Raw genomic sequence first — 21,141 nt, 5'->3', positions numbered from 1 at the left:
TATTAACCACTGCAATGTAAATAGCTATCATTCTTATTCGCAATTAATGAGTTACATTTTAATAAAAATGCATTTAATCAATTAATTAACAGAAGGAGAGCAGCATGGAACACGCTAAAACCTATCTCTTTGTGCCTGGTAATGCGCCCCACCGCTTTCAACAAGCCGTCTGCTGCGGTGCCGATGCCGTGATATTTGATTTAGAAGATGCTGTTCATCCTGATGAAAAAAACCAGGCTAGAGAAAATATTATCCAATGGGATAAAAACGATACTCCCGTCTCTGAAATAAATTGCAAAAGATATATACGTTTAAACAAATTTGGTTCAGTGGAATTCAGTGAAGATATCGAGTTTCTGAATAGGCTTAATAATAAAGAAAAATTAAGAAATAACGCCCCATCCAAACATAAAACAGCCAAATGGGAAATTGTTTTACCTAAAATAGAATCCGCAGAAATGCTGCATGATGCGCGGGAAATGATAAATCGTAATAGATCGGAAGCGGTTCATATTATTGCGATAATTGAAACCGCGCAGGGGTTGCATCATGCAGAAGAGATTTGTGCAGCAGGGGTAGAAAGAGTCGCATTTGGCTCATTGGATTTCTCACTCGATATTCATTGCGATCAATCCTTGTATGCCTTGCTGTATGCCAGAAGCCGCATTGTATTAGCCTCCAGACTGGCCGACTTGCCACCACCGATAGATTGCGTCAATCCTGACTTCACGCATCACGACCGGGTGTTAGCTGACGCATTACATGCGCGCTCGCTCGGCTTCTCGGCCAAACTCTGTATTCATCCCTCGCAGATCGATGCCGTTCAGCAGGCATTCGCTACGGATCGCAGCAAAATAGACTGGGCAAAGCAGATTCTGAAAGCAGCCGAACACAGCTACGCTTTCCAGATAAACGGTGAGATGGTGGATTTACCCGTCATTGAGCAGGCCAGACAGCTATTGCGGGCGCAAAATGTAGATGACTAAACCTCTTGCGCGAATAGGACACGAAGGGGGATACGCTCGCCCGGCTTGCGGAGTGTTTCCCCTGCGTGTCGCAGCCGGGCCGCTTATGACTTAACGTACTCAATCGAATTAACAAACCACTCACGCGGGCCGTCTGGCGTGTTCACGGTGAACTCCTCATCAACCGCTTTTTTCAGCATGGCGCGCGCCATCGGGGAATCGATCGAAATATAGTCTTTATTGTCACCGTAGATCTCGTCCGGGCCGACAATCCGAAAACGCTTCACCTCACCTTGTTCATTCTCGATCTCTACCCAGGCGCCAAAGAATACGCTGCCATCCTGCTGCGGCGAATAATCAACGATTTTCAATTCCGTCAGGCATTTTCTGAGGTAGCGCACACGCCTGTCGATCTGGCGCAATAAACGCTTGTTATAGGTGTAGTCCGCATTTTCTGAACGATCCCCCAAGCTCGCAGCCCAGGAGACAATTTTCGTAATTTCCGGGCGCTTTACATTCCAGAGATGGTCATGCTCTGCCCGCAGTTTGTCATACCCCTCGCGGGTAATCAGATTGGTTTTCAAGTCAGTAACCCCGTTAGGTTCTTAGTGCGTAAGCTGTCCGGCGTACCTTCAAAAATAAAAGGGTTGAGAAACATCCGGCCCCAAAACAGCTTACGATCCACTTCACTCAATTCGACTTCATCGCAGATGCTTTCCCAGCATACTCGCACCGTTTCTATTTGATGCATGATGATCTCAATGGCTTCAGCTTCACCCAGCAGAAATTTAGGTGCAACTGCCAGACAGACAGTGAAATTGCTCATCCTGTTTTCGCCAGCGATCAACATTGCCTGAGTCGCCTCGTTACCCGCCCGGTTCTGCGGGCAGATATCATAGGCTGGTGTCAGCTTTAGTGCGCGGCCATCCCAGAATGCTGCGTGGTTTCGGGCATGATCGTCGGTGTTTCCGCAAATGATATTGAAGCTCAGACGGCCAAACAGCTCACGCAGCGTCGCTTTCGGTTCGTCGAAACGTTGCCGAATGATGTCCGAGAATTCTTCGTAGCTCGCATATCTCGCCATCATTTCATCAAGGCCGAAAAGCGTCAGTGCAGAGACCATCAGCCTACGTTTCCAGCCACCTTCTACTTTTATACGGTCAAAACGTTCTATCAGAATCACGTCCTTCCCCGCCGTCTGCCGAAAGTGCACCGGAGCCACATTTAAACCAACACTCGCAGCCAGCCGCATCGCAATGTATTCAGCCTTAACGACGTTGTAGGTATCCGTTGAGGATGAAAATTTTGCGATAAACTTATGGCTCTCATCTTCAATCATTGCTTTCGGCCGAGCGCCACCCAACGAACTCCCATGAAAAAGTGCTTGATCAAGCTCAGGCGTCAACAAGACACCGTTTTCTACCATGGTTGCCGCAAGCATCAACTCTTCAATAGACGCATTTTGAGCTGAACGCGGAACATACTCTGTCGGCGATGCCTGAAAATCGAGCCCGCCAATTCTGTCTGAACCGGACTCAAGCAGGTATGTCAATTCATCCAGCGTACTGCTATCCGCCCCTCTGCCTCTGACACCCATAAGTCGATTAAGGATGACCCTGCGTCCCCATGCGTCAGGTTCGGCATCGCGTAATGCACTCGCCTGCCATAGGCCCGCTGCTGGCGGGATAGCACCACGCATTAACGGCAGTTCAGGTTCATAGATAGGGATCGCGTCTTTTCGCTCCAGATAGTGACGGCCATAATTGAAAATGAGTCGGTCGCCGTCCCAGCTCAATAAACCGGCCACAACGGGCTTCGTCGCATCAGGCAACCAGATCCATACATAGGCTTTGTCGACAGCGTTATCAGAAGTCATCATTCACGACCTTCTTGGAAGGATGTACAGCACGCGGTAGAAGAGAAAGTGTTTTCTCCGTGCTGGCAATATGAAGTGCCATTGCGGATTGGTCTGCGGTAAAAAGAGGGACACCAACAAGAGTAGCCAGCTCGAAAACTGCGCCAATTGAGCATCCCATGTCTCCTTCCTCTGCACGATAGACCAAGCCTCGTGATACGCCTGCCCGTTCAGCTAATTCTTCCACTGTCATATTACGTTCGATCCTCGCGCTGCGAAGCATCAACCCGAGTAAACGAGCTGCGTCACGGCTGTAGCGAGAATATGTTCGAGCAGAAGGTTTCGCCATCGCTATATTCCTGTTCCATTAATGGGGCATAACACATACCTAACACCTATTTATAGAACATGATGCGTCTGTAATGAAGGAAACACAAGACTGCTGTTCTATTAATAGGTCATATTTTTAAGCTATGCCTTATTAATGAAACACGACCCCTGCATTGAATCACAGCGGCAAAAAACCTGTCCTAGCGAACTTTTTCCACAGCTAATCGGCAGGCTGGGTTGGTAATAACACGCAAAAATCGCGCGTTCATTACACAGATTTACAGTTTTGGCTAATAATCTACCAATAGACATAAATATGTCATTTCTATCCCGTACTTTTAGCCACGGAGAGCTACGGAGAACGATTTATGTTTAGCTTAGACGCCATTCTGCAAGATCTTGCCCCGCATCGCCATACGCCACCCTGGCAGAAAACGGTTTTGCGTTCTCTGCTATTTGAAAATGAAATGCACCAATTTGCGCGGCGTTACCCGCATTTGAAAGGCTTAGATCTGGTCGAACAGATTCTTGACTACTTCAACTTCAATTGTGAAATGGTCGAAGGGGATTTAGAAAATATCCCCAGTCAGGGGCCAGTGGTGTTGGTTGCCAACCACCCCATTGGCTCACTGGACGGCCTGGCGCTACTGCGTACCGTCGCCAGCGTCAGGCCCGACGTCCGCATCGTCGCCAGCCAGCTACTCTCTTATGTCGCCCCGCTCAAAAATCTGTTTTTTTCCGTCGATAACTTCAATAACCGCACCAAACGCCAGCAAATCAGCGCCATCCAGCAGCATCTGGAAGGCGACGGCGCGATCATTGTCTTCCCCGCGGGTGAGGTTTCACGCGCCAGCCTGCAAGGTATTCGCGACGGTCACTGGCACAACGGATTTATCCGCATGGCGAGCAAAGCCCGTGCGCCCGTGGTTCCTATTCATATCGGCGGACGCAACAGTGCGCTGTTTTATCTCTCTTCCATCGTTTATCGCCCGCTCTCCACGCTCCTGCTGGTGAGAGAGATGTTCGGCCAACGCGATCAAACCCTCAAGCTGCGTATCGGTGCCAGAATTCCCTATGCATCCTGGAGTCAGGGAGAGTCGAACCCCAACGATCTGGCAGCTCGTTTCCGGCGTCACGTTTATCGGTTGGGACAAGGAAAGCCCGGCTGCTTTTCCGGTGAAAAGCCCATTGCGCTGGCCGAAGATCGCGTGCTGCTGAAGCGCGCGCTGTCAGTATGTGAAACGCTGGGCACCACGCCGGATGGCAAAGTGGTCTATCTGTACCGTCGCGGTGAAGAAGATTACGTGCCGTTATTACGTGAACTTGGACGCCTGCGCGAAATCGCCTTCCGCGCCGTGGGCGAAGGATCCGGCCAACGTCGCGATCTGGACAGCTATGATGATGACTATTTGCATCTGATCCTGTGGGATGACCGCGAGCTGGAGATTGTCGGTGCCTATCGCTTTGTCTCGACGGCCAGTTTGATCGCAGAAAAAGGGAAAAGCGGCCTCTACAGCCACAGTCTGTTCCAGTACGGCGACGAAATGGATCCGATACTGGCATCAGGCATTGAGCTGGGACGCAGTTTCATTCAGCCCAAATACTGGGGTAAACGCGGGCTGGATTATCTCTGGCTGGGTATTGGTGCCTATCTGGCGCGCTATCCAGAACATCGCTATCTGTTCGGCCCGGTGTCGCTTTCTGGTACGTTGCCGCCGCATGCGCGCGATTTGCTGGTGGCGTTTTATCGCCTGCACTTCACGCCCGATCAGCCGCTGGCTACGTCGCGTCGCCCTTATCCGGCCTCGCTGCCTGACGTGCTGAAACAGTTTGAAGGAACGGACTACCAGCAGGATCTCACGCGATTGAAAAGCATGCTCAGCAACATGGGTTGCGCAATCCCCACGCTCTACAAGCAGTATTCGGAGCTGTGTGAGCCGGGCGGCGTGCGGTTTATCGACTTCGGTATCGACCCTGATTTCAATAACTGCATCGACGGTCTGGTACTGGTCGACCTACAACAGCTGAAAGAATCACGCTATCAGCGCTATATCGCCCCTTTTAAACCCTAAATAATTCGAGTTTCAGGACAAAACGTTAACGTTTTGAACAACGCAAAGCGTTAGCCCTTTAGGGCGATGCTCAGCCATGAGCATCGTAACGCGGCAAGTGAAGGAATCCCGATGAGCTTACTTGAGTAAGTGATTCGGGTGACTGAACGCAGCCAACGCACATGCAACTTGAAGTATGACGGGTATATCAGCGATAAAACGTCTTGATTGATGGGGGCGTTAACGTCTAAAGGGGTTAACGCACCACTCTCCCACGTTTTTCTCATTATTCCCATTAGACAACGCCATACCCGCACGCATTTTGTCTCTCAGATCACACATTTCATACGAAATCCCATTCGCCGTAATTTACGTGATCAACAGAACGCTTTTCTTGCCGATATTACAGATATTCTTATCGATATGTTTTTGAGGACGGGAGTGACCGATGTATCCCGAAAATATTAAACATAGCTATAATGCCTTGTCATTACTTGCATCGATTACGATAGCAAGCCCCCTCCGTTATGCCTTCATAGCATGTCAAAAAATTAAGGATGTTTATGAATATGCTGAACAGAATCAAACTCGGCAAGATGCTGGGTATGGGATTTTCTCTGGTTATTATCATCAGCCTGATGGTGGCATTCTTCGGACGACTCCAGCTGGTTGGGCTGGGTAACGACATCAACCGACTTTCCGGTACCACGTTGGCGAACATGTTGTTGATTCAGGAAGTTAAAGCTGGTTTTGATGCCAATGCTCGCCTGATTCGCAACATTGCAATTAGTACTGACCCTGCACAAATCAGGCAGGAGAAGCAGTTCGTCGACGAGCAAATCGCCCGCAATACCGCCAACCTGAAAAAGCTGGGGCAACAACTCGACACCGAAGGCACCAGTGCGCTGCTGAAACAGTTTCAGGACACCCGTCCGCCCTACCTTGCGGCCTTTTTGAAAGCCATGGAGCTGGTGCAGTCCACCGATCCACAGCAGCGTCTGCAAGGTAACACCATTATTCTCAATGAGATGCAGACGGCACAAAACGCACTGTTTAAAGTGCTGGACGCGATGATGGCCTCGCAGCAGCAGGATACCAACGAGATTGTCAGCGGGGCGCGGCAGGATGCGCGGTCGGGCAGCGTTATCATGCTGATTCTCGCACTTGCCGCCGCCGCGATGGCCGCGGTCGTGGCCTGGCTGATTACCCGCACGCTGAAAAATCAACTGGGGGGAGAACCGCTCTACGCTACCCACGTTGCCCGACAGGTCGCCGATGGCGATCTGGCCGTCGATATCAATATCAAGCCGAACGACCACAGCAGCCTGTTAGCCACCATGCGTCATATGAGCCATAACCTGGGCGATATCGTCGAGCAGGTGCGGCAGAGCAGCGAAGCCATCGCATCAGGTTCCAGCCAAATCGCCGCAGGCAGCGAAAACCTGAGCCAGCGAACGGAAGAACAGGCCGCCAGCCTGCAACAAACGGCCGCCTCAATGGAGCAGATGAGCCAGGCGATTCGTCAGAATGCCCATACCGTGCGTAGCGTCACTCAACTTGCCAGCCAGGCCAGCACAACGGCGACCAAGGGCGGTGAGGCCATCAGCAATATGGTTATTACGATGAAAGAGATCTCCACCAGTTCACACAAAATCCGCGACATTATTAGCGTCATTGATGGCATCGCCTTCCAGACCAATATTCTGGCGCTCAATGCAGCGGTCGAAGCCGCACGCGCAGGTGAGCAAGGTCGCGGCTTCGCCGTGGTGGCTGGGGAAGTACGCTCGCTGGCGCAGCGCTCCGCCTCCGCCGCTAAAGAGATCGCGGTACTGATTAACACCAGCGTCGAAAAAGTGGAAGCGGGAAATCGTCTGGTTGAAGACACCGGCAGCACCATTGATGAGCTGGTAAGTCAGGCGCGCAGCGTGGCGGATTTAATCAGTGAGATCGGGACAACAACGCAGGAGCAGGAATCCGGTATTTCGCAAATTCATGATGCCGTGAACCAGCTCGATCAGGTCACCCAGCAGAACGCGACGCTGGTGGAAGAATCCGCCAATGCGGCAACCAGCCTGCGCGAACAGTCCTCTCATCTGGTGACGCTCATGAACCATTTCCATCTGCGAGGCACGCCAGCAGTCCGCCCAGCGCCGACGGCGAAAAAAGCCCAACCCGCTCGTTTAGCGCTCGCGCCAGTCGGCAACGCACAAGATAACTGGGAAAAATTCTAGGCTTATCCTGCCCGTGATCACCATGATGCCGCGACATAGGCATCATGGTGAAAATCACATCAGTCTTTCAGCGCGGAAACATAGTCCCGACGCGGCTGTCCGGTATAAATCTGGCGCGGACGGTAGATGCTGATTTCATCCTGCTTATGCATCTCATCCCAATGCGCAATCCAGCCGATCGTTCTGCCGACGGTAGAAATCACCGTAAACATTGACGGCGGCAGCCCCATCGCTTTGAGAATGACCGAGGTATAGAAATCGACGCTCGGGTAGAGTTTATTCTCCAGGAAATAAGCGTCGGTCATGGCGATATGTTCCAGCTCCATCGCCACCTGCAACAGGCTGTCTTCCGTGCCGAGTTCATTGAGCACTTCATAACAGGTTTTACGCAGAATCGCCGCGCGTGGGTCGAAATGCTGATAGACCGAGTTACCGAATCCCATCAGGCGGAATGAATCGCAGCGGTCTTTCGCACGTCGTACAAATTCAGGAACGCGATCGACCGTTTTGATCTCTTCCAGCATGCGCATACAGGCTTCGTTCGCACCACCGTGCAGCGGCCCCCACATCGACGCCAGCCCGGCGGCAATGCAGGCAAACGGGTTAGCGCCGGAGGAACCCGACGCTCTGACCGCCATCGTAGACGGGCACTGACCATGATCGGCATGCAGAATCAGGATGCGGTTCATCGCTCGTTCCAGCACCGGATTCACTTCATATTTCTCCGCCGGAATCGAAAACAGCATATGCAGGAAGTTGCCGGTATAGGAGAGCGAATTACGGGGATACACGGACGGTTGTTCGATGGAATATTTGTAGCACATCGCCGCCAACGTCGGCATTTTCGACAGCAGCCGCACGGCCGCCAGCTCGCGATGCTCCGCGTTATGGATATCCAATACATCGTGATAGAACGCGGCCAGCGCGCCCACCACCGCGCACATCAGCGCCATCGGGTGGGAATCGCGACGAAAGCCGCTGAACATCCGGGTAATTTGCTCATGAACCAGCGTATGGCGGGTGATGTTGTCAGCAAATTTCGCATACGCTTCCGCCGAAGGCGCTTCACCATGCAGCAGGATGTAACAGACCTCAGTAAAGTCACACTGCTCGGCGAGCTGTTCGACAGGGAAGCCCCGATGCAGCAGCACGCTATTCACCGCATCTATGTAGGTAATCGCCGACTCGCACCCTGCCGTATTGGCAAAACCGGGGTCATAGCTGCACAGCCCGTGTTCACCGAGTGGGCGAATATCCACCGCTGTTTTCCCCAGCACGCCGGAACGCATGTTCAACGTGATATCCGCCTGCCCTTCTGCCGTCAACGTGGACGTTCTGACTGTCATGAACCTTTCTCCTGCCCGAATAATGATGTTGTTCTCGTCCGCTCTTACGGGCTTCTGGATCGGTCATCCCGTGCGGCACTCAATTTAACGCGCTCGATTTATAGCTACACAAGGCCAACGTATGTCATACGCTAAAATCGTGAGTGGGTTGCAAGAATCTGACTGAATATTGATGTAGGTAAATTTTGCCGCGCCTCTTTCCCCTTCTCCGATCGTAATCCGGCGAACAGCGCCATCATCGTCCCCGTATTCCAGACGGCGGCAGCTGGCATTTTGCACGCTCAATCCGTATAACTGTCCTCACTTATTTCACCTACTCACTTGATGACGATTGATATCAGACCTATGAATGATTCATTAAGCCACATTATCGCCAGCGAATTGCAGGCGCGTACGGAGCAGGTAGACGCCGCCGTCCGCCTGCTGGACGAAGGAAACACCGTCCCTTTTATCGCCCGTTACCGTAAAGAAGTGACCGGCGGGCTGGATGACACCCAGTTGCGCCAGCTCGAAACGCGCCTCGGTTACCTGCGTGAACTGGAAGACCGACGCCAGACTATTCTGAAATCCATCGACGAACAGGGGAAACTAACCCCGCAGCTCGCCACCGCCATTAACGGCACGCTGAGCAAAACCGAGCTGGAAGATCTCTATCTGCCGTATAAACCGAAGCGCCGCACGCGCGGGCAGATCGCGATTGAAGCCGGTCTGGAACCGCTGGCCGACGGCCTGTGGCAAGACCCGAGCCAGGAGCCGGAGCTGACGGCACAGGCTTATGTCGATGCTGAGAAAGGCGTGGCGGACGTGAAAGCCGCATTGGACGGCGCACGTTACATCCTGATGGAACGCTTTGCCGAAGACGCCACGCTGCTGGCGAAAGTGCGTCACTATCTGTGGAAAAATGCCCATCTGGTTTCCCGCGTTGTGGAAGGGAAAGAGGAAGAAGGCGCGAAGTTCCGCGACTATTTCGATCATCACGAACCGATTGCTCAGGTGCCTTCACACCGCGCACTGGCCATGTTCCGTGGCCGTAACGAAGGCGTGTTGCAACTGGCTCTGAACGCCGATCCGCAGCACGAAGAAGCGCCGCGTGAGAGCTACTGCGAACAGATTATTATCGACCACCTGAACCTGCGTTTGGGGAATGCGGCAGCGGACAGCTGGCGGCGCGCCGTCATTAGCTGGACGTGGCGCATTAAAGTGCTGCTGCACCTTGAAACCGAACTGATGGGCAGCGTGCGTGAGAAAGCGGAAGACGAAGCAATCAACGTCTTCGCCCGCAACATGCACGATCTGCTGATGGCCGCCCCGGCTGGCATGCGCGCCACTATGGGTCTCGATCCCGGCCTGCGTACTGGTGTAAAAGTCGCGGTGGTGGATGCCACCGGCAAGCTGGTCGCGACCGATACGATTTATCCGCATACCGGTCAGGCAGCGAAAGCCGCGCCGATCATCGCCGCACTGTGCCTCAAACATCAGGTTGAGCTGGTGGCGATTGGTAACGGTACTGCATCGCGTGAAACCGAACGCTTCTTCCTCGACACGCAGAAACAGTTCCCGGATATCAAAGCACAGAAAGTGATCGTCAGCGAAGCCGGCGCATCGGTGTACTCCGCGTCCGAGCTGGCGGCGCTGGAATTCCCCGATCTGGATGTCTCGCTGCGCGGTGCAGTCTCTATCGCCCGTCGTTTGCAGGATCCGCTGGCGGAGCTGGTGAAGATCGACCCGAAATCCATCGGCGTGGGTCAGTATCAGCATGACGTAAGCCAAAGTCTGCTGGCGAAGAAACTGGATGCGGTGGTCGAAGACTGCGTAAACGCCGTCGGTGTTGATCTGAATACCGCATCCGTGGCGCTGTTAACGCGTGTCGCCGGACTCACGCGCATGATGGCGCAAAATATTGTGACCTGGCGTGATGAGAATGGCCGCTTCCACAATCGCGAACAGCTGCTGAAAGTCAGCCGTCTGGGGCCAAAAGCCTTTGAACAGTGTGCGGGCTTCCTGCGCATCAACAACGGCAACAACCCGCTGGATGCCTCTACCGTTCACCCGGAAGCCTATCCGATCGTGGAACGTATTCTGGCCGCGACCGAGCAGGCGTTGCAGGAGCTAATGGGGAACCCCAACGCGCTGCGTAACCTGAAACCGTCGGATTTCACCGATGAGCGTTTCGGCGTGCCGACGGTAACCGACATCATCAAAGAGCTGGAAAAACCGGGTCGCGATCCACGTCCTGAGTTCAAAACCGCCAGCTTCGCCGACGGCGTGGAAACCTTAAACGATCTCCTGCCGGGCATGATTCTGGAAGGTGCCGTCACCAACGTCACCAACTTTGGTGCGTTTGTGGATATCGGCGTCCATCAGGACGGTTTGGTACACATTTCATCACTGGCCGACCATTTCGTCGACGATCCGCACAAGGTCGTGAAAGCTGGCGATATCGTCAAAGTGAAAGTGATGGAAGTGGATCTGCAACGTAAGCGTATCGCGCTGACCATGCGCCTTGATGAACAGCCGGGCGACACCGCATCACGCCGTGGCGGTGGCAATGCGCGTGGCGATAGTAATACTTCATCGCGTCAGCCAGCCGGTAAATCACGTCCTCGCCCCGCTAGCGCCCCTGTCGCTGGCAACAGCGCGATGGGCGATGCTCTGGCCGCCGCCTTTAAAAAGCGCTAACCGCCGTTCTGTCATTTAAATCATGCCTGACCTTATTTACGGGGTCAGGCATCTTTCCTGCCAAAATACCGCCATTTTGTTTCCCTAATAAAACTACGTTTCATTTATATTGAAATATTCAACCACTTCGCGATTATTTTGTGATCTGCATCTAGGTAAATAAATTACCGTTGCGTTATTATTGTTCTATATAGGAAACCATAGTTTTATATATAGAACAAAATGAATATATTCCAACAGCTCGAACACAGTAAAGCGCCAGCAGCCGTCCGTTTAGTGATGATTATTGACTACATCGCCAAACATGACGAAGCCAGCTTCACTGAGATTTGCACTGATTTGTCTATACCCAAAAGCAGCGTACATCATCTACTGGAAGTGCTGGTGGTGACGCAATTGTTACGTCAACGTGCTGACGGTCGTTATGTTTTGGGATTAAGACTGTTTGAGCTTGGTGGTTTGGTAATAAAGAATATTGATCTGCGTAAAGACACGATTAACTTTATGCATGAATTAGTCAAAGAGACAGAACTGACCTGCCATCTTGGTATTATGGATGGCGATAATGGTTTCTTCCTGAGTAAAGTCGAATCCCCCAAGGCTATTGTAAAAACATCCTGGGAAGGTAAGAAAATTGTATTTAACCGCATGTCTCTGGGGAAAGTACTCGTCGCCTGGCTACCACAGGAAAGAATTGAATCACTGATTGCCGATTGCACCTTTGAGTATTTGACGCCCCGGACGATTACCAATAAAGAAGATTTCCTGCAGCACCTGAAAATCGTCAAGGAACAGGGCTGGGCCATAGACGACGGCGAAGATATAGAAGAGATCTGCTGTATGGCCGCGCCAATCTTTAACCAAAATGGTGAAGTCATCGCCGCCATTGGCGTTAACGGTATGCAGTCGCAATATGCGAATGGAAAAAAAGAAAAGCATCTGGCAAGCCTGATTAAAACCAGCAAAGCAATTACCGCTCATATTAACAGCCGGAATATTGATAGTAGATAAAACATTTACCGTCGCTTTACATAATTAAAAATTCTGGCTTATTAAAACAACCCAGAAATAATGACACGCAAAAAGCGTGACGGACACGTATGACATAATTACCTGTAAATGCTAATACGCATTACGGGAAGGCCATCTATAACTAAAAAAACATGACATAAGTCATTATTAATGATGACGAAAAATATTAATTATCAATTTTATAATGGGGACAACCATCTTCACTAATTAATGAAATCGGGTAATAACCCCCTGGGTTTTATTCCACCCTATTTATGACTTTATACCAATACTCCATCTGCTTTCACTGAAAGCGGGCTGAACATGCTTTTATCTTTTAATGAGGTCTTTTATGAAAATCAAACAAGCTATTGATAAAATCCCTGGGGGATTAATGCTGGTGCCGCTCTTTTTGGGCGCACTCTGTAATACCTTTACGCCAGGCGCGGGGAAATACTTAGGTTCTTTCAGTAACGGCCTGATTACTGGCACAATCCCTATTCTGGCGGTATGGTTTTTCTGCATGGGCGCGTCCATTGAATTTAAAGCAACGGGAACGATGCTGAGAAAATCAGGCGTTCTGGTGGTCACCAAAATCGCCACCGCCTGGGTTGTGGCGCTGATCGCGGGCACGTTCCTGCCGGGTGACGGCATCCAAAATGGCATGCTGGCTGGGATCTCCGTGCTGGCGCTGGTCGCGGCAATGGACATGACTAACGGCGGTTTGTACGCTGCACTGATGAACCAATACGGTTCGAAAGAAGAAGCGGGTGCCTTCGTACTGATGTCTCTGGAATCCGGCCCGTTGATGACCATGGTCATTTTGGGTGCTAGCGGTATCGCTACCTTTGAACCTCAGTTATTTGTCGGTGCCGTTCTGCCTTTCCTGATTGGTTTTGCATTGGGCAACCTGGACCCGGACTTGAGAAAGTTGTTCGGTAATTCAGTACAAACGCTGATTCCTTTCTTTGCCTTTGCGTTAGGTAACACCATTAATTTATCAGTGATCCTCCAGACGGGCTTCGCCGGTATCTTCCTCGGCCTGCTCGTGATTGTTGTTACAGGTATCCCATTGATTCTGGCGGATAAATTTATCGGCGGTGGTAATGGAACCGCAGGCGTGGCCGCATCCAGCAGCGCGGGTGCCGCCGTCGCCACTCCTCTGTTGATCGCGAATATGGCTCCGGAATTCGCTCCGGTCGCTCAACAGGCAACAGCGTTAGTCGCCACCAGTGTGATCGTGACATCAGTATTGGTGCCCATCATCACGGCATTATGGGCAAAACGCTTTTCACCTAAACACGCATAAGAAGGTAGCAAAATGGACGTACGACAAAGTGTACACAGTGAACATGCGAAAACGCTTGATACCACTGAGCTGAGAAAGAAATTTCTTATTGAGCAGATATTTACGCCAAACCAATACACCATGACCTACAGCCACATCGACCGTATCGTGGTAGGCGGGATCATGCCGGTGGATGGCGAGATAACGTTTGATGACGGCATCGGCAAACAATTTGGCGTGAACTATTTTCTTGAGCGTCGCGAGCTGGGGCTGATCAATATTGGCGGCCCGGCAAAAATCGTCATCGACGGCACAAGCTATGAAGTTGGCAATGAGGAAGCGCTCTATGTCGGCAAGGGGGCGAAAGCCTTAGCGTTCAGCAGCCTGGACAGCGCCAAGCCTGCGAAACTGTATTACAACAGCGCACCAGCACATGCCGTTTTCCCGACACGCATCATTACACAGGATGACGCGATCAAAGCACCACTGGGCGACGTCAAAACCTGCAACAAGCGGACGATTTGCAAATATCTGGTGCCGGAAGTGGTGGAAACTTGCCAGCTGAGCATGGGGTTAACGCGTCTGGCAGAAGGCAGCAACTGGAATTCAATGCCGACGCATACCCATGAGCGCAGAATGGAAGTGTACTTCTATTTTGATATGGCGGAAGACACCATTATTTTCCATATGATGGGTGAACCGCATGAAACGCGCCATCTGGTGATGCATAACGAGCAGGCCGTGATCTCCCCGAGTTGGTCGATTCACACCGGTGTCGGCACCAAAAACTACGCCTTTATCTGGGGCATGATCGGCGAAAACCTGACGTTTGACGATATGGATCATATCGCAATGCTGGATTTACGCTAATTCCCTCTGGCGTCATGCCAAGACAGTAAAATACAGCAGGGTGAACCACGTTCACCCTGTTTTTTATACCGAGTCGGTAAGACCTCGAATGGCGTCATTCAAGATTATCGGCACAGGTATCCCTCATCCCATTCACTGCCACCGTGCTCACCATTGCAGTGCAATACAGCCGCCAGCGCCCCACGCCGTGCACCAAAGCAAAGACTCTCCGTGATTAATTAGCAGGGTAATAGATAAATAAGCATTGGTACAGAAGTTGCTTTTGTTCTTGTATTCCCATACCAAAAAACAAGGACCTGCCAATGCAACTCTCATTTATCGCCCGCACCATCACTGCCGCTTGTCTGATGCTGTCATCTCATGCGCTGCTGGCCGATGACGTCAAACCTGGCGTCACTATCTACGCTACCGGTGGCACCATTGCCGGGAAGGCAGAATCCAATACAGCGACGACAGGTTATAAAGCAGGCGCTATCGGCATCCAGGAATTATTGAACGCTGTACCAGCTATTGGCGATGTCGCTACGGTGACAGGCGAGCAGATCGCCAATACCGCCAGCGGAAATATCGATCAAGCGATTCTGTTAAAGCTATCCAAAGCGATTAACAAACAGTTAAGCGATGCAAACACGCACGGCGTCGTTGTGACTCACGGCACCGATACGTTGGAAGAGACAGCGTTCTTTTTGGATCTGACGGTAAAAAGTGAGAAACCGGTGGTTATCGTTGGCGCGATGCGTCCCGCCACTGCCATCAGTGCAGATGGCCCTATGAACCTGCTGGAAGCCGTCACGCTGGCAACCAGCAAGAACGCGGAAAAACGCGGCGCACTGGTGTTGCTGAACGATCGCATCGGCTCCGCCTTCTACACCACAAAAACCAATGCCACGGCGCTGGACACGTTCAAAGCCAATGAACAAGGCTATCTGGGCGCCTTCTACGGCGGCGTTCCGCGCTTCTTTTACCAGCCTGCTGCCCCCGAAAACAAACCGTTCTTTGACGTAAGCAATAAGGACACGCTGGCGAAGGTCGACATTCTCTACGGCTATCAGGATCAAGACAGTGGTCTGCTGAATGCCGCCATTGAACAGGGCGCAAAAGGCATTATCATCGCGGGTAGCGGCAACGGCGCGACGCCTACGCGAATCAAAGAAGACATCAAAAAAGCGGTAGCGAAAGGCATTCCGGTGGTGATCAGCACACGTACTGGCAGCGGTTATGTAACGGATAAGAAGAAAGACGGTGCGATAGGCAGTGGATTCTACAACCCGCAGAAAGCCCGCATTCTGCTCTCTCTGGCGCTGTCTAACGGCGACGATATCGAGAAAATCCGCAGCTATTTCGAGCAGTAATCACAGGGCTAGACGGTAATAATGAGGTATCCCGCAGTGTGAATCTGCCGGGATACCTTTTCAAAACAACGAATTATTTCCACTATGGATGTCAATGTGTGCCGTCATTTCCGACGGCGCACACCGTTATTCACCGCATTTATTCCCCACGCAGCGCCGTAGCAGGAGATTGGCGGTAAGACAACATCGCGGGAATGGTGAGCACCACGGCGGCGACCAGCAACAGGAGCAGGACGAAGTGGATGTCTTCCCATTCCAGCGTCACCGGCAAGACGAAGCCGCTTTTCTCGCTCATGACCACAGCAATCGCGCGGGCGGCAAGGTAGCCCAGACCGACCCCCAACAACACGCCGACACTCACCAGCGACATCAACCCGCTCCAAATCAGCGTGAAAATGCCGTAGCGCGGCGCGCCAAAGGCACGCAGTGCGCCGATCTGTTTCTGCCGCTGCCGCAGGTGGATAACCGCCACCATCGCCACCGCGATGCCGACTAATCCCTGCGTTCCCAGCGAGATATAGGTCAGCAGTTCACGAATGTCGCCCAGCATCGAGTAGAGCTTCACCAGCACTTCGCCGGGGAACACCGCCAGCGTCGTGTTGCTGCGATACAGCGAACGCAGTTGATAAGCACCCGCGATCGTTTTTGGTTTAACGACAATAGCGGGCAACCCCGCCTGATGCGCATGGCCGTGCGCTTCTTCCTCGCCGTGCTCGTCATCATGTGGCGTTGTTACCGGTTGAGCGGCATCCGCATGATGATCATCACTTGCAGCACCTTCCGCAGGATGGGCTTCGTTGTGATGCTCATCGGCATGCGGCTCACCTGCCGCCTGCGTGGTTTCATCATGAGAATGACCGTCATGTTCACCTTCGTGCTCATGTGCGCCATGATCATGATCGGCATGCTCGTTATGATCGTGATCATCGTGGTGTTCATCGTCCGCAGCATGCGGTGGATGGATGCCGTGTACCCGCCACACCGCGTTCACCGGCACCAGAATCGCTTTATCCCACGCGCTGCCGTCAGCAGGTAAAACACCAACAACGGTGTAGGTGACGTCATCGTGCGCGTGCGCCCCTTCCGTTCCCACCTGACCATGAATCGGGCTAAAGGTACTCCCCACCGTCAGCCCCGTTTGCGCCCCTACCACGGCCTCAAAGCCGTCGTTGAACACGCGTCCGGCGGTGAGCTGCCGCTTACCGTTATCGGTGACCAGCGGCGGCGTGGTGCCAACAATCGGCATCCCCTGATAGAAATCACCAAACGCGACCGGTGCCGCCCAGGCGACCAGTGGGTTCTTCTCCAGATCGGTCAGCACCTGCGCAGGAACCAGCGTCAGCGCCGACGGTTGCAGGAACACGGATGACAGCACCAGTTGGGTTTCGCTCCCCGGCGCGCCGATCACCAGATCGAAACGGTCAGCCGCTTTGGCGCTGCCCATACGTAGCGCTCTTTCCTGCAAACTCACCGAAATACTTAACGCCGTCGCCACGGCGATCAGCAACACTACGACCAGCACACCCGGCCAGAGCCGACGCCAGTCAACCCAGATAAGACGCCAAGGAATCATGCGCGATCCTCCTGATACAGCGTGTCCACCACGAGGCGTCCTTTTTCCAGTTGAATACAGCGCGACATCTGTGAAGCCAGACGTGCATCGTGCGTAATCGCGATAAGCGTCGCGCGACTCTCGCGCGCCAGCGTCACCAGCAGGTCGGCGATCTGCTCGCCGCTGTGTACATCCAAACTGGCCGTGGGCTCATCGGCGATGATGATGTCAGGCTTGCTGAGCAACGCTCTTGCGACCGCTACCCGCTGCTTCTCGCCGCGTGATAGCACTTCAATCGGACGTTTCGCGGTATCCAGCCCGACCTGTGCCAGCAAATCCGCCGCCCGCTGCCTGAGCGCCGCAGGGATCCGCCAGTGGTGAAACTGCGCAGGCAGTAAGACGTTCTCTATCGCACTCAGGCCGGGGAACAGGTGGAAATCCTGCATCACCAGCCCGATATGCTGCGCCCGCCAGCGGTCGCGTTCCGCTTCATTCATCTGCCAGATATCCTGCTTTTCCCACTGCACACAGCCCGTTCCGCTGTGATCCATCCCGGTAATAGCATTCACCAGCGTGGTCTTACCGGAGCCGGAAGGCCCCATCACCGCGACCCGCTCGCCAGAACGAATCGACAATGTGGGAATAGCCAGCACAGCCTCGGACGTATCGGGGAAGGTCACACTCAGGTGTTGAATCAATAACTCCGCCATCAGCGCTCCTAAAGGGTATCGAACGTGGCTTCACGCAGTCGCAGCAGGCTGACAAAACCCGTTTCAGGGTCGGTCCACGATCCGTGTTCCAGCACGCCTTCCACCTCAATCATGGTGTTGTTCTGTACGAAGGTCTGACGTTTGGCGAGGTAAACAACGAGGATGTCTTCAGGCCAGTCCGCATCAGACGAACAGAAGGGGCACAGCGCCATCGGCATTTTGGTTAAGACAAAGAATTGTGACTCCGCCTTGAGGGGCGGTGCCATGAAGCCGCGCATCTTCACCCGTTTACCGGAGAGCGCTTTGACGTCATTGGAGAATTCCAGACCCAGCACGCCGTAAGAGGCGTACAGCTTGTCGAAGGAGAGTTCAGACTGCGCGGCTTTCACCGGGGCGATACCACCGAGGAGGAAGATCACCAGCACCGCGCGCAGCCAAGAGAATAAAAGCGGGGTCGCCCCCGCTTTGCTGCATTTCGCATTATTCATAGCGTCGTAGGATTACTTTTTGTCCTGCGGTTTTACCGCCAGTGCATCAACAATCACCCGGAACAGATCGGTGTTTTCCATGTAACCACGGATACGTTCTGCACCTGGGCCGCTCGCCTGAATCACCATGTCGTCAACGGCATGAACACCCGTATCGGAAGAGCGTGGCAGGATCCCTTCACGGAATACCGCGCCCGGCACTTTCTCGTAGGCTTTGTTGGCGACATATTCATCTTTTTCGTTCTTGATAGCAGGAACGAACTGGTTATCCAGCTTCGGACGGAACGTCTCGTAATAGTCTGGGAAGTTGTTGAAGAATACCGCCAGACGTTTAGAAACGTTCAGGTCATCCGGGTAGCCGTCTTTGTTGGCATCCTTATAGTTCGGATAGCCCGCATCTTCATACACGCCAACCTTCTCACGCATTTCGGTGCCCGGCTTGCTGTCGTCCACAGTACCGATGATAGACAGGCCATGCGTATGGTCACCCGTCACGATAATCATCGTATCTGGGTTTTTCTCGGCAAATTTCTTGGCGATGGCGACAGACTGATCCAGCATGATGGTGTTCGTGAAAGCACGTTCCCAATCCAGTGGGTGGGACGCTTTGTCGATCAGCGCGGATTCCACCATCAGGAAGAAGCCATCCTGGTTTTTGGACAACACATCCAGCGCCGCCTGCGTCATGTCGGTCAGGTCTGGCTGGTTCGGGAATTTCTTGGCGACATCATTTTTCAGGAAGCGACGATCCATCACGCCATCCATGTTACCGGTGTGGAACAGCCCCAGCAGCTTGGTGGCCTGCGCAGCATTTTTCTTCAGTGAATCCGCATCGGTAACCAGCGAATAGCCCGCCTGCTGGAATTTCTCAACGTAGTTGGTTTCGTCTTTACGCTTAGAACCCGGCGTGCTTTTCGGCAGGAAGTAGGCAGAACCACCGCCCAGCATGACCGTAGGCTGCACGTTGTAGAACATCTCAACGATTTCGGCTTTATCCGCACGACGACGCGTGTGAGAGACGACCGCCGCTGGCGTAGCATCCTGAAGTTCAGCATCGCTGACGACGCCGACAGACATTTTGGTAGAACGGGTTAACAGCTCACCCAGCGTTTCCTGCTTCGGGTGATCCAGTGAATTTTTGCTACGGCTGACGTACACACCCAGCGCGTTCACACCGGATTTGTGACCGGTCATGTAGGCGCTCATGGTGTTGGCGCTATCGGCCGCGATAGAGTCGGTACTGGATGTACCGGCAAACGCCATATATTGCAGGTCATCAATCGCCAGACGACCGTCCGCTTTCCCTTCCGTCACCCCTTTGGACAGGATGCGCGCGCCAGTACGGTGCGCAACGGACAGGCCATCGCCGATGAACAGAATCACGTTTTTGGCTTTACGCGTGCCGGACGCGGAATAAACGTCCCAGTTCACCTGCGTCTTTTTGCCTTTGGCTTCCGCCTCTACCACATACTTGCCTGCTTCCGGCAAATTCACGTCTCGCAGCCAGATCGTGGACGCGTTGCCGCCGTCTTCACGCTCAACAAACGATGCCGTTTTACCCAGCACCTGCTGGTAATCCTTGCCATTGATCAGAATGCGAATATCTTCCGGCTTAAGTACTTCATCAAACTCGACTTTAAAATCGAATTTCCCGCCCGCCAACATGGTGGCGCGGTCAATGGGATAAATGGCCTGAGCCTGCACCATTCCTGGCAGCGCAGCAGAAATCAGTAAAGGCAGTAACCAGCGAGCTTTCATTGTTATGTCCTTGGTTGCGTAGTTTAGCAGGACATAACGTAGTTACCTTTTTTTACAATTTGATGAATTTCCCCATAAATTATTGCATCTACATCTAATCCTGTTGCGGTGCCTTCTCCTTTAACGGGAAGCGACGGCGCACGACAACAAAGAACAGCGGCACGAAGAAGATGGCAAGGAAGGTGGCAGCCAGCATCCCGCCTATCACGCCCGTTCCCACCGCATGCTGACTGGCTGAGCCCGCGCCGCTGCTGGTCGCCATCGCACAACTTAAATTATTTAGAATATAGGGTAAGCAGGAAAACTCAGAGAACCTACAACTCCAAGTATGACGGAGATAAAAGCAAAAACCAGCACTGTCGTTATATTCCCCCTAATCAAGAGTGATTGCCGCCATAATAATTTCATTTTTATCAGGGTAGACACTCAGATAAACGTCATATTCACTATAAGACAGCGAACGCCAGTGGATAGTATTAGCATCAATATTTTCAGGAATAAACCCTTTAGCTATTAAATATCTTTCCAATTTTGGGTCACGTATTCAACTCGGTGATCGTCAGGTAGAATGTTCATCTGTTTTCCTAAATATTTAGAAGAAGAGCCTGATGGCAACGGTTGAGGTAAAATGCCCGTTTTGTGAGCAAACAGACCC

At 52.6% G+C, this 21,141-nt stretch carries 16 protein-coding genes and 1 pseudogene; 8 read left to right on the top strand and 9 right to left on the bottom strand.

All coding sequences use genetic code 11. The features are described from left to right. Nucleotides 1-104 precede the first annotated feature (104 nt). Complete coding sequence (locus tag Q3A88_RS15210) at nucleotides 105-986, top strand: CoA ester lyase (RefSeq protein ID WP_317178214.1); 882 nt, start codon at nucleotides 105-107, stop codon at nucleotides 984-986. An 83-nt stretch (nucleotides 987-1,069) separates the two neighbouring features. On the opposite strand, the gene greB is transcribed toward Q3A88_RS15210, so the two are convergent. The 3 genes from greB to Q3A88_RS15195 are packed head-to-tail and all read right to left on the bottom strand — an operon-like array spanning nucleotide 1,070 to nucleotide 3,169. Then, a complete protein-coding gene (gene greB / locus Q3A88_RS15205) occupies nucleotides 1,070-1,549 on the bottom strand; it encodes a transcription elongation factor GreB (protein ID WP_039288614.1) in 480 nt (159 codons plus the stop codon). Then, on the bottom strand, nucleotides 1,546-2,841 hold the full coding sequence (locus tag Q3A88_RS15200; RefSeq protein WP_317178227.1) for a HipA domain-containing protein: 1,296 nt from the start codon (nucleotides 2,839-2,841) through the stop codon (nucleotides 1,546-1,548). The genes greB and Q3A88_RS15200 overlap by 4 nt, the downstream gene beginning before the upstream one ends. Beyond that, nucleotides 2,831-3,169 (bottom strand): helix-turn-helix transcriptional regulator, encoded by a 339-nt coding sequence (locus tag Q3A88_RS15195; RefSeq protein WP_039466253.1) that lies wholly within the window; start codon nucleotides 3,167-3,169, stop codon nucleotides 2,831-2,833. The genes Q3A88_RS15200 and Q3A88_RS15195 overlap by 11 nt, the downstream gene beginning before the upstream one ends. A gap of 349 nt (nucleotides 3,170-3,518) precedes the next feature. On the opposite strand from Q3A88_RS15195, the gene Q3A88_RS15190 reads away from it, so the two are divergent. Beyond that, complete coding sequence (locus Q3A88_RS15190; RefSeq protein ID WP_317178213.1) at nucleotides 3,519-5,222, top strand: lysophospholipid acyltransferase family protein; 1,704 nt, start codon at nucleotides 3,519-3,521, stop codon at nucleotides 5,220-5,222. A 542-nt stretch (nucleotides 5,223-5,764) separates the two neighbouring features. Next, on the top strand, nucleotides 5,765-7,432 hold the full coding sequence (locus Q3A88_RS15185; RefSeq protein WP_317178212.1) for a methyl-accepting chemotaxis protein: 1,668 nt from the start codon (nucleotides 5,765-5,767) through the stop codon (nucleotides 7,430-7,432). 59 nt (nucleotides 7,433-7,491) lie between these two features. On the opposite strand, the gene Q3A88_RS15180 is transcribed toward Q3A88_RS15185, so the two are convergent. Then, a complete protein-coding gene (locus Q3A88_RS15180; protein WP_010277750.1) occupies nucleotides 7,492-8,778 on the bottom strand; it encodes a citrate synthase in 1,287 nt (428 codons plus the stop codon). Between the two features lie 345 nt (nucleotides 8,779-9,123). Between Q3A88_RS15180 and Q3A88_RS15175 the strand changes: the two genes are divergently transcribed. The 5 genes from Q3A88_RS15175 to Q3A88_RS15155 all read left to right on the top strand — a co-directional run bounded on the left by Q3A88_RS15175 (nucleotide 9,124) and on the right by Q3A88_RS15155 (nucleotide 15,978). Next, nucleotides 9,124-11,457 (top strand): Tex family protein, encoded by a 2,334-nt coding sequence (locus Q3A88_RS15175; protein ID WP_039498104.1) that lies wholly within the window; start codon nucleotides 9,124-9,126, stop codon nucleotides 11,455-11,457. A gap of 222 nt (nucleotides 11,458-11,679) precedes the next feature. Continuing rightward, nucleotides 11,680-12,468: an IclR family transcriptional regulator gene (locus tag Q3A88_RS15170; RefSeq protein ID WP_010308986.1), complete on the top strand. Its 789-nt coding sequence runs from the start codon at nucleotides 11,680-11,682 to the stop codon at nucleotides 12,466-12,468. A gap of 352 nt (nucleotides 12,469-12,820) precedes the next feature. Next, complete coding sequence (gene kdgT, locus Q3A88_RS15165; protein ID WP_039277169.1) at nucleotides 12,821-13,777, top strand: 2-keto-3-deoxygluconate transporter; 957 nt, start codon at nucleotides 12,821-12,823, stop codon at nucleotides 13,775-13,777. A gap of 12 nt (nucleotides 13,778-13,789) precedes the next feature. Beyond that, entirely contained in the window at nucleotides 13,790-14,626 is an 837-nt protein-coding gene (gene kduI / locus Q3A88_RS15160) for a 5-dehydro-4-deoxy-D-glucuronate isomerase (protein ID WP_010299379.1), read from the top strand. 302 nt (nucleotides 14,627-14,928) lie between these two features. Beyond that, nucleotides 14,929-15,978, top strand: a complete 1,050-nt coding sequence (locus Q3A88_RS15155; RefSeq protein ID WP_317178211.1) for an asparaginase — start codon at nucleotides 14,929-14,931, stop codon at nucleotides 15,976-15,978. Between the two features lie 139 nt (nucleotides 15,979-16,117). On the opposite strand, the gene Q3A88_RS15150 is transcribed toward Q3A88_RS15155, so the two are convergent. The 5 genes and pseudogenes from Q3A88_RS15150 to Q3A88_RS15130 form a co-directional block, all read right to left on the bottom strand. Next, a complete protein-coding gene (locus tag Q3A88_RS15150) occupies nucleotides 16,118-17,551 on the bottom strand; it encodes an FtsX-like permease family protein (protein WP_317178210.1) in 1,434 nt (477 codons plus the stop codon). Continuing rightward, nucleotides 17,548-18,240 carry an ABC transporter ATP-binding protein gene (locus tag Q3A88_RS15145; RefSeq protein ID WP_317178209.1) on the bottom strand — a complete coding sequence of 231 codons (693 nt, stop codon included), beginning with the start codon at nucleotides 18,238-18,240 and terminating at the stop codon, nucleotides 17,548-17,550. The genes Q3A88_RS15150 and Q3A88_RS15145 overlap by 4 nt, the downstream gene beginning before the upstream one ends. 8 nt (nucleotides 18,241-18,248) lie before the next feature. After that, nucleotides 18,249-18,728 carry a hypothetical protein gene (locus Q3A88_RS15140; RefSeq protein WP_014916887.1) on the bottom strand — a complete coding sequence of 160 codons (480 nt, stop codon included), beginning with the start codon at nucleotides 18,726-18,728 and terminating at the stop codon, nucleotides 18,249-18,251. Nucleotides 18,729-18,740: 12 nt separating this feature from the next. Further along, on the bottom strand, nucleotides 18,741-20,486 hold the full coding sequence (locus tag Q3A88_RS15135) for an alkaline phosphatase (RefSeq protein ID WP_010277828.1): 1,746 nt from the start codon (nucleotides 20,484-20,486) through the stop codon (nucleotides 18,741-18,743). Nucleotides 20,487-20,580: 94 nt separating this feature from the next. Next, a pseudogene (locus tag Q3A88_RS15130) lies at nucleotides 20,581-20,748 on the bottom strand (efflux RND transporter permease subunit); the annotation flags it as partial. Nucleotides 20,749-21,141: the final 393 nt, after the last annotated feature.

This window comes from Pectobacterium sp. HCp5_1 (assembly GCF_032905925.1).
Taxonomy (GTDB): domain Bacteria; phylum Pseudomonadota; class Gammaproteobacteria; order Enterobacterales; family Enterobacteriaceae; genus Pectobacterium; species Pectobacterium brasiliense_A.
The sequence above is the reverse complement of the archived record's forward strand: the minus strand, read 5'-3'. Positions and strand labels throughout refer to the sequence as shown.

Coding starts and splice junctions, on each gene's coding strand:
- Q3A88_RS15155 (WP_317178211.1), top strand. CDS start 14,929: ATGCAACTCTCATTTATCGCCCGCACCATCACTGCCGCTTGTCTGATG.
- kdgT (WP_039277169.1), top strand. CDS start 12,821: ATGAAAATCAAACAAGCTATTGATAAAATCCCTGGGGGATTAATGCTG.
- Q3A88_RS15185 (WP_317178212.1), top strand. CDS start 5,765: ATGAATATGCTGAACAGAATCAAACTCGGCAAGATGCTGGGTATGGGA.
- Q3A88_RS15135 (WP_010277828.1), bottom strand. CDS start 20,486: ATGAAAGCTCGCTGGTTACTGCCTTTACTGATTTCTGCTGCGCTGCCA.
- Q3A88_RS15145 (WP_317178209.1), bottom strand. CDS start 18,240: ATGGCGGAGTTATTGATTCAACACCTGAGTGTGACCTTCCCCGATACG.
- Q3A88_RS15170 (WP_010308986.1), top strand. CDS start 11,680: ATGAATATATTCCAACAGCTCGAACACAGTAAAGCGCCAGCAGCCGTC.
- Q3A88_RS15200 (WP_317178227.1), bottom strand. CDS start 2,841: ATGACTTCTGATAACGCTGTCGACAAAGCCTATGTATGGATCTGGTTG.
- Q3A88_RS15175 (WP_039498104.1), top strand. CDS start 9,124: ATGAATGATTCATTAAGCCACATTATCGCCAGCGAATTGCAGGCGCGT.
- Q3A88_RS15150 (WP_317178210.1), bottom strand. CDS start 17,551: ATGATTCCTTGGCGTCTTATCTGGGTTGACTGGCGTCGGCTCTGGCCG.
- Q3A88_RS15195 (WP_039466253.1), bottom strand. CDS start 3,169: ATGGCGAAACCTTCTGCTCGAACATATTCTCGCTACAGCCGTGACGCA.
- Q3A88_RS15180 (WP_010277750.1), bottom strand. CDS start 8,778: ATGACAGTCAGAACGTCCACGTTGACGGCAGAAGGGCAGGCGGATATC.
- Q3A88_RS15140 (WP_014916887.1), bottom strand. CDS start 18,728: ATGAATAATGCGAAATGCAGCAAAGCGGGGGCGACCCCGCTTTTATTC.
- Q3A88_RS15190 (WP_317178213.1), top strand. CDS start 3,519: ATGTTTAGCTTAGACGCCATTCTGCAAGATCTTGCCCCGCATCGCCAT.
- Q3A88_RS15210 (WP_317178214.1), top strand. CDS start 105: ATGGAACACGCTAAAACCTATCTCTTTGTGCCTGGTAATGCGCCCCAC.
- kduI (WP_010299379.1), top strand. CDS start 13,790: ATGGACGTACGACAAAGTGTACACAGTGAACATGCGAAAACGCTTGAT.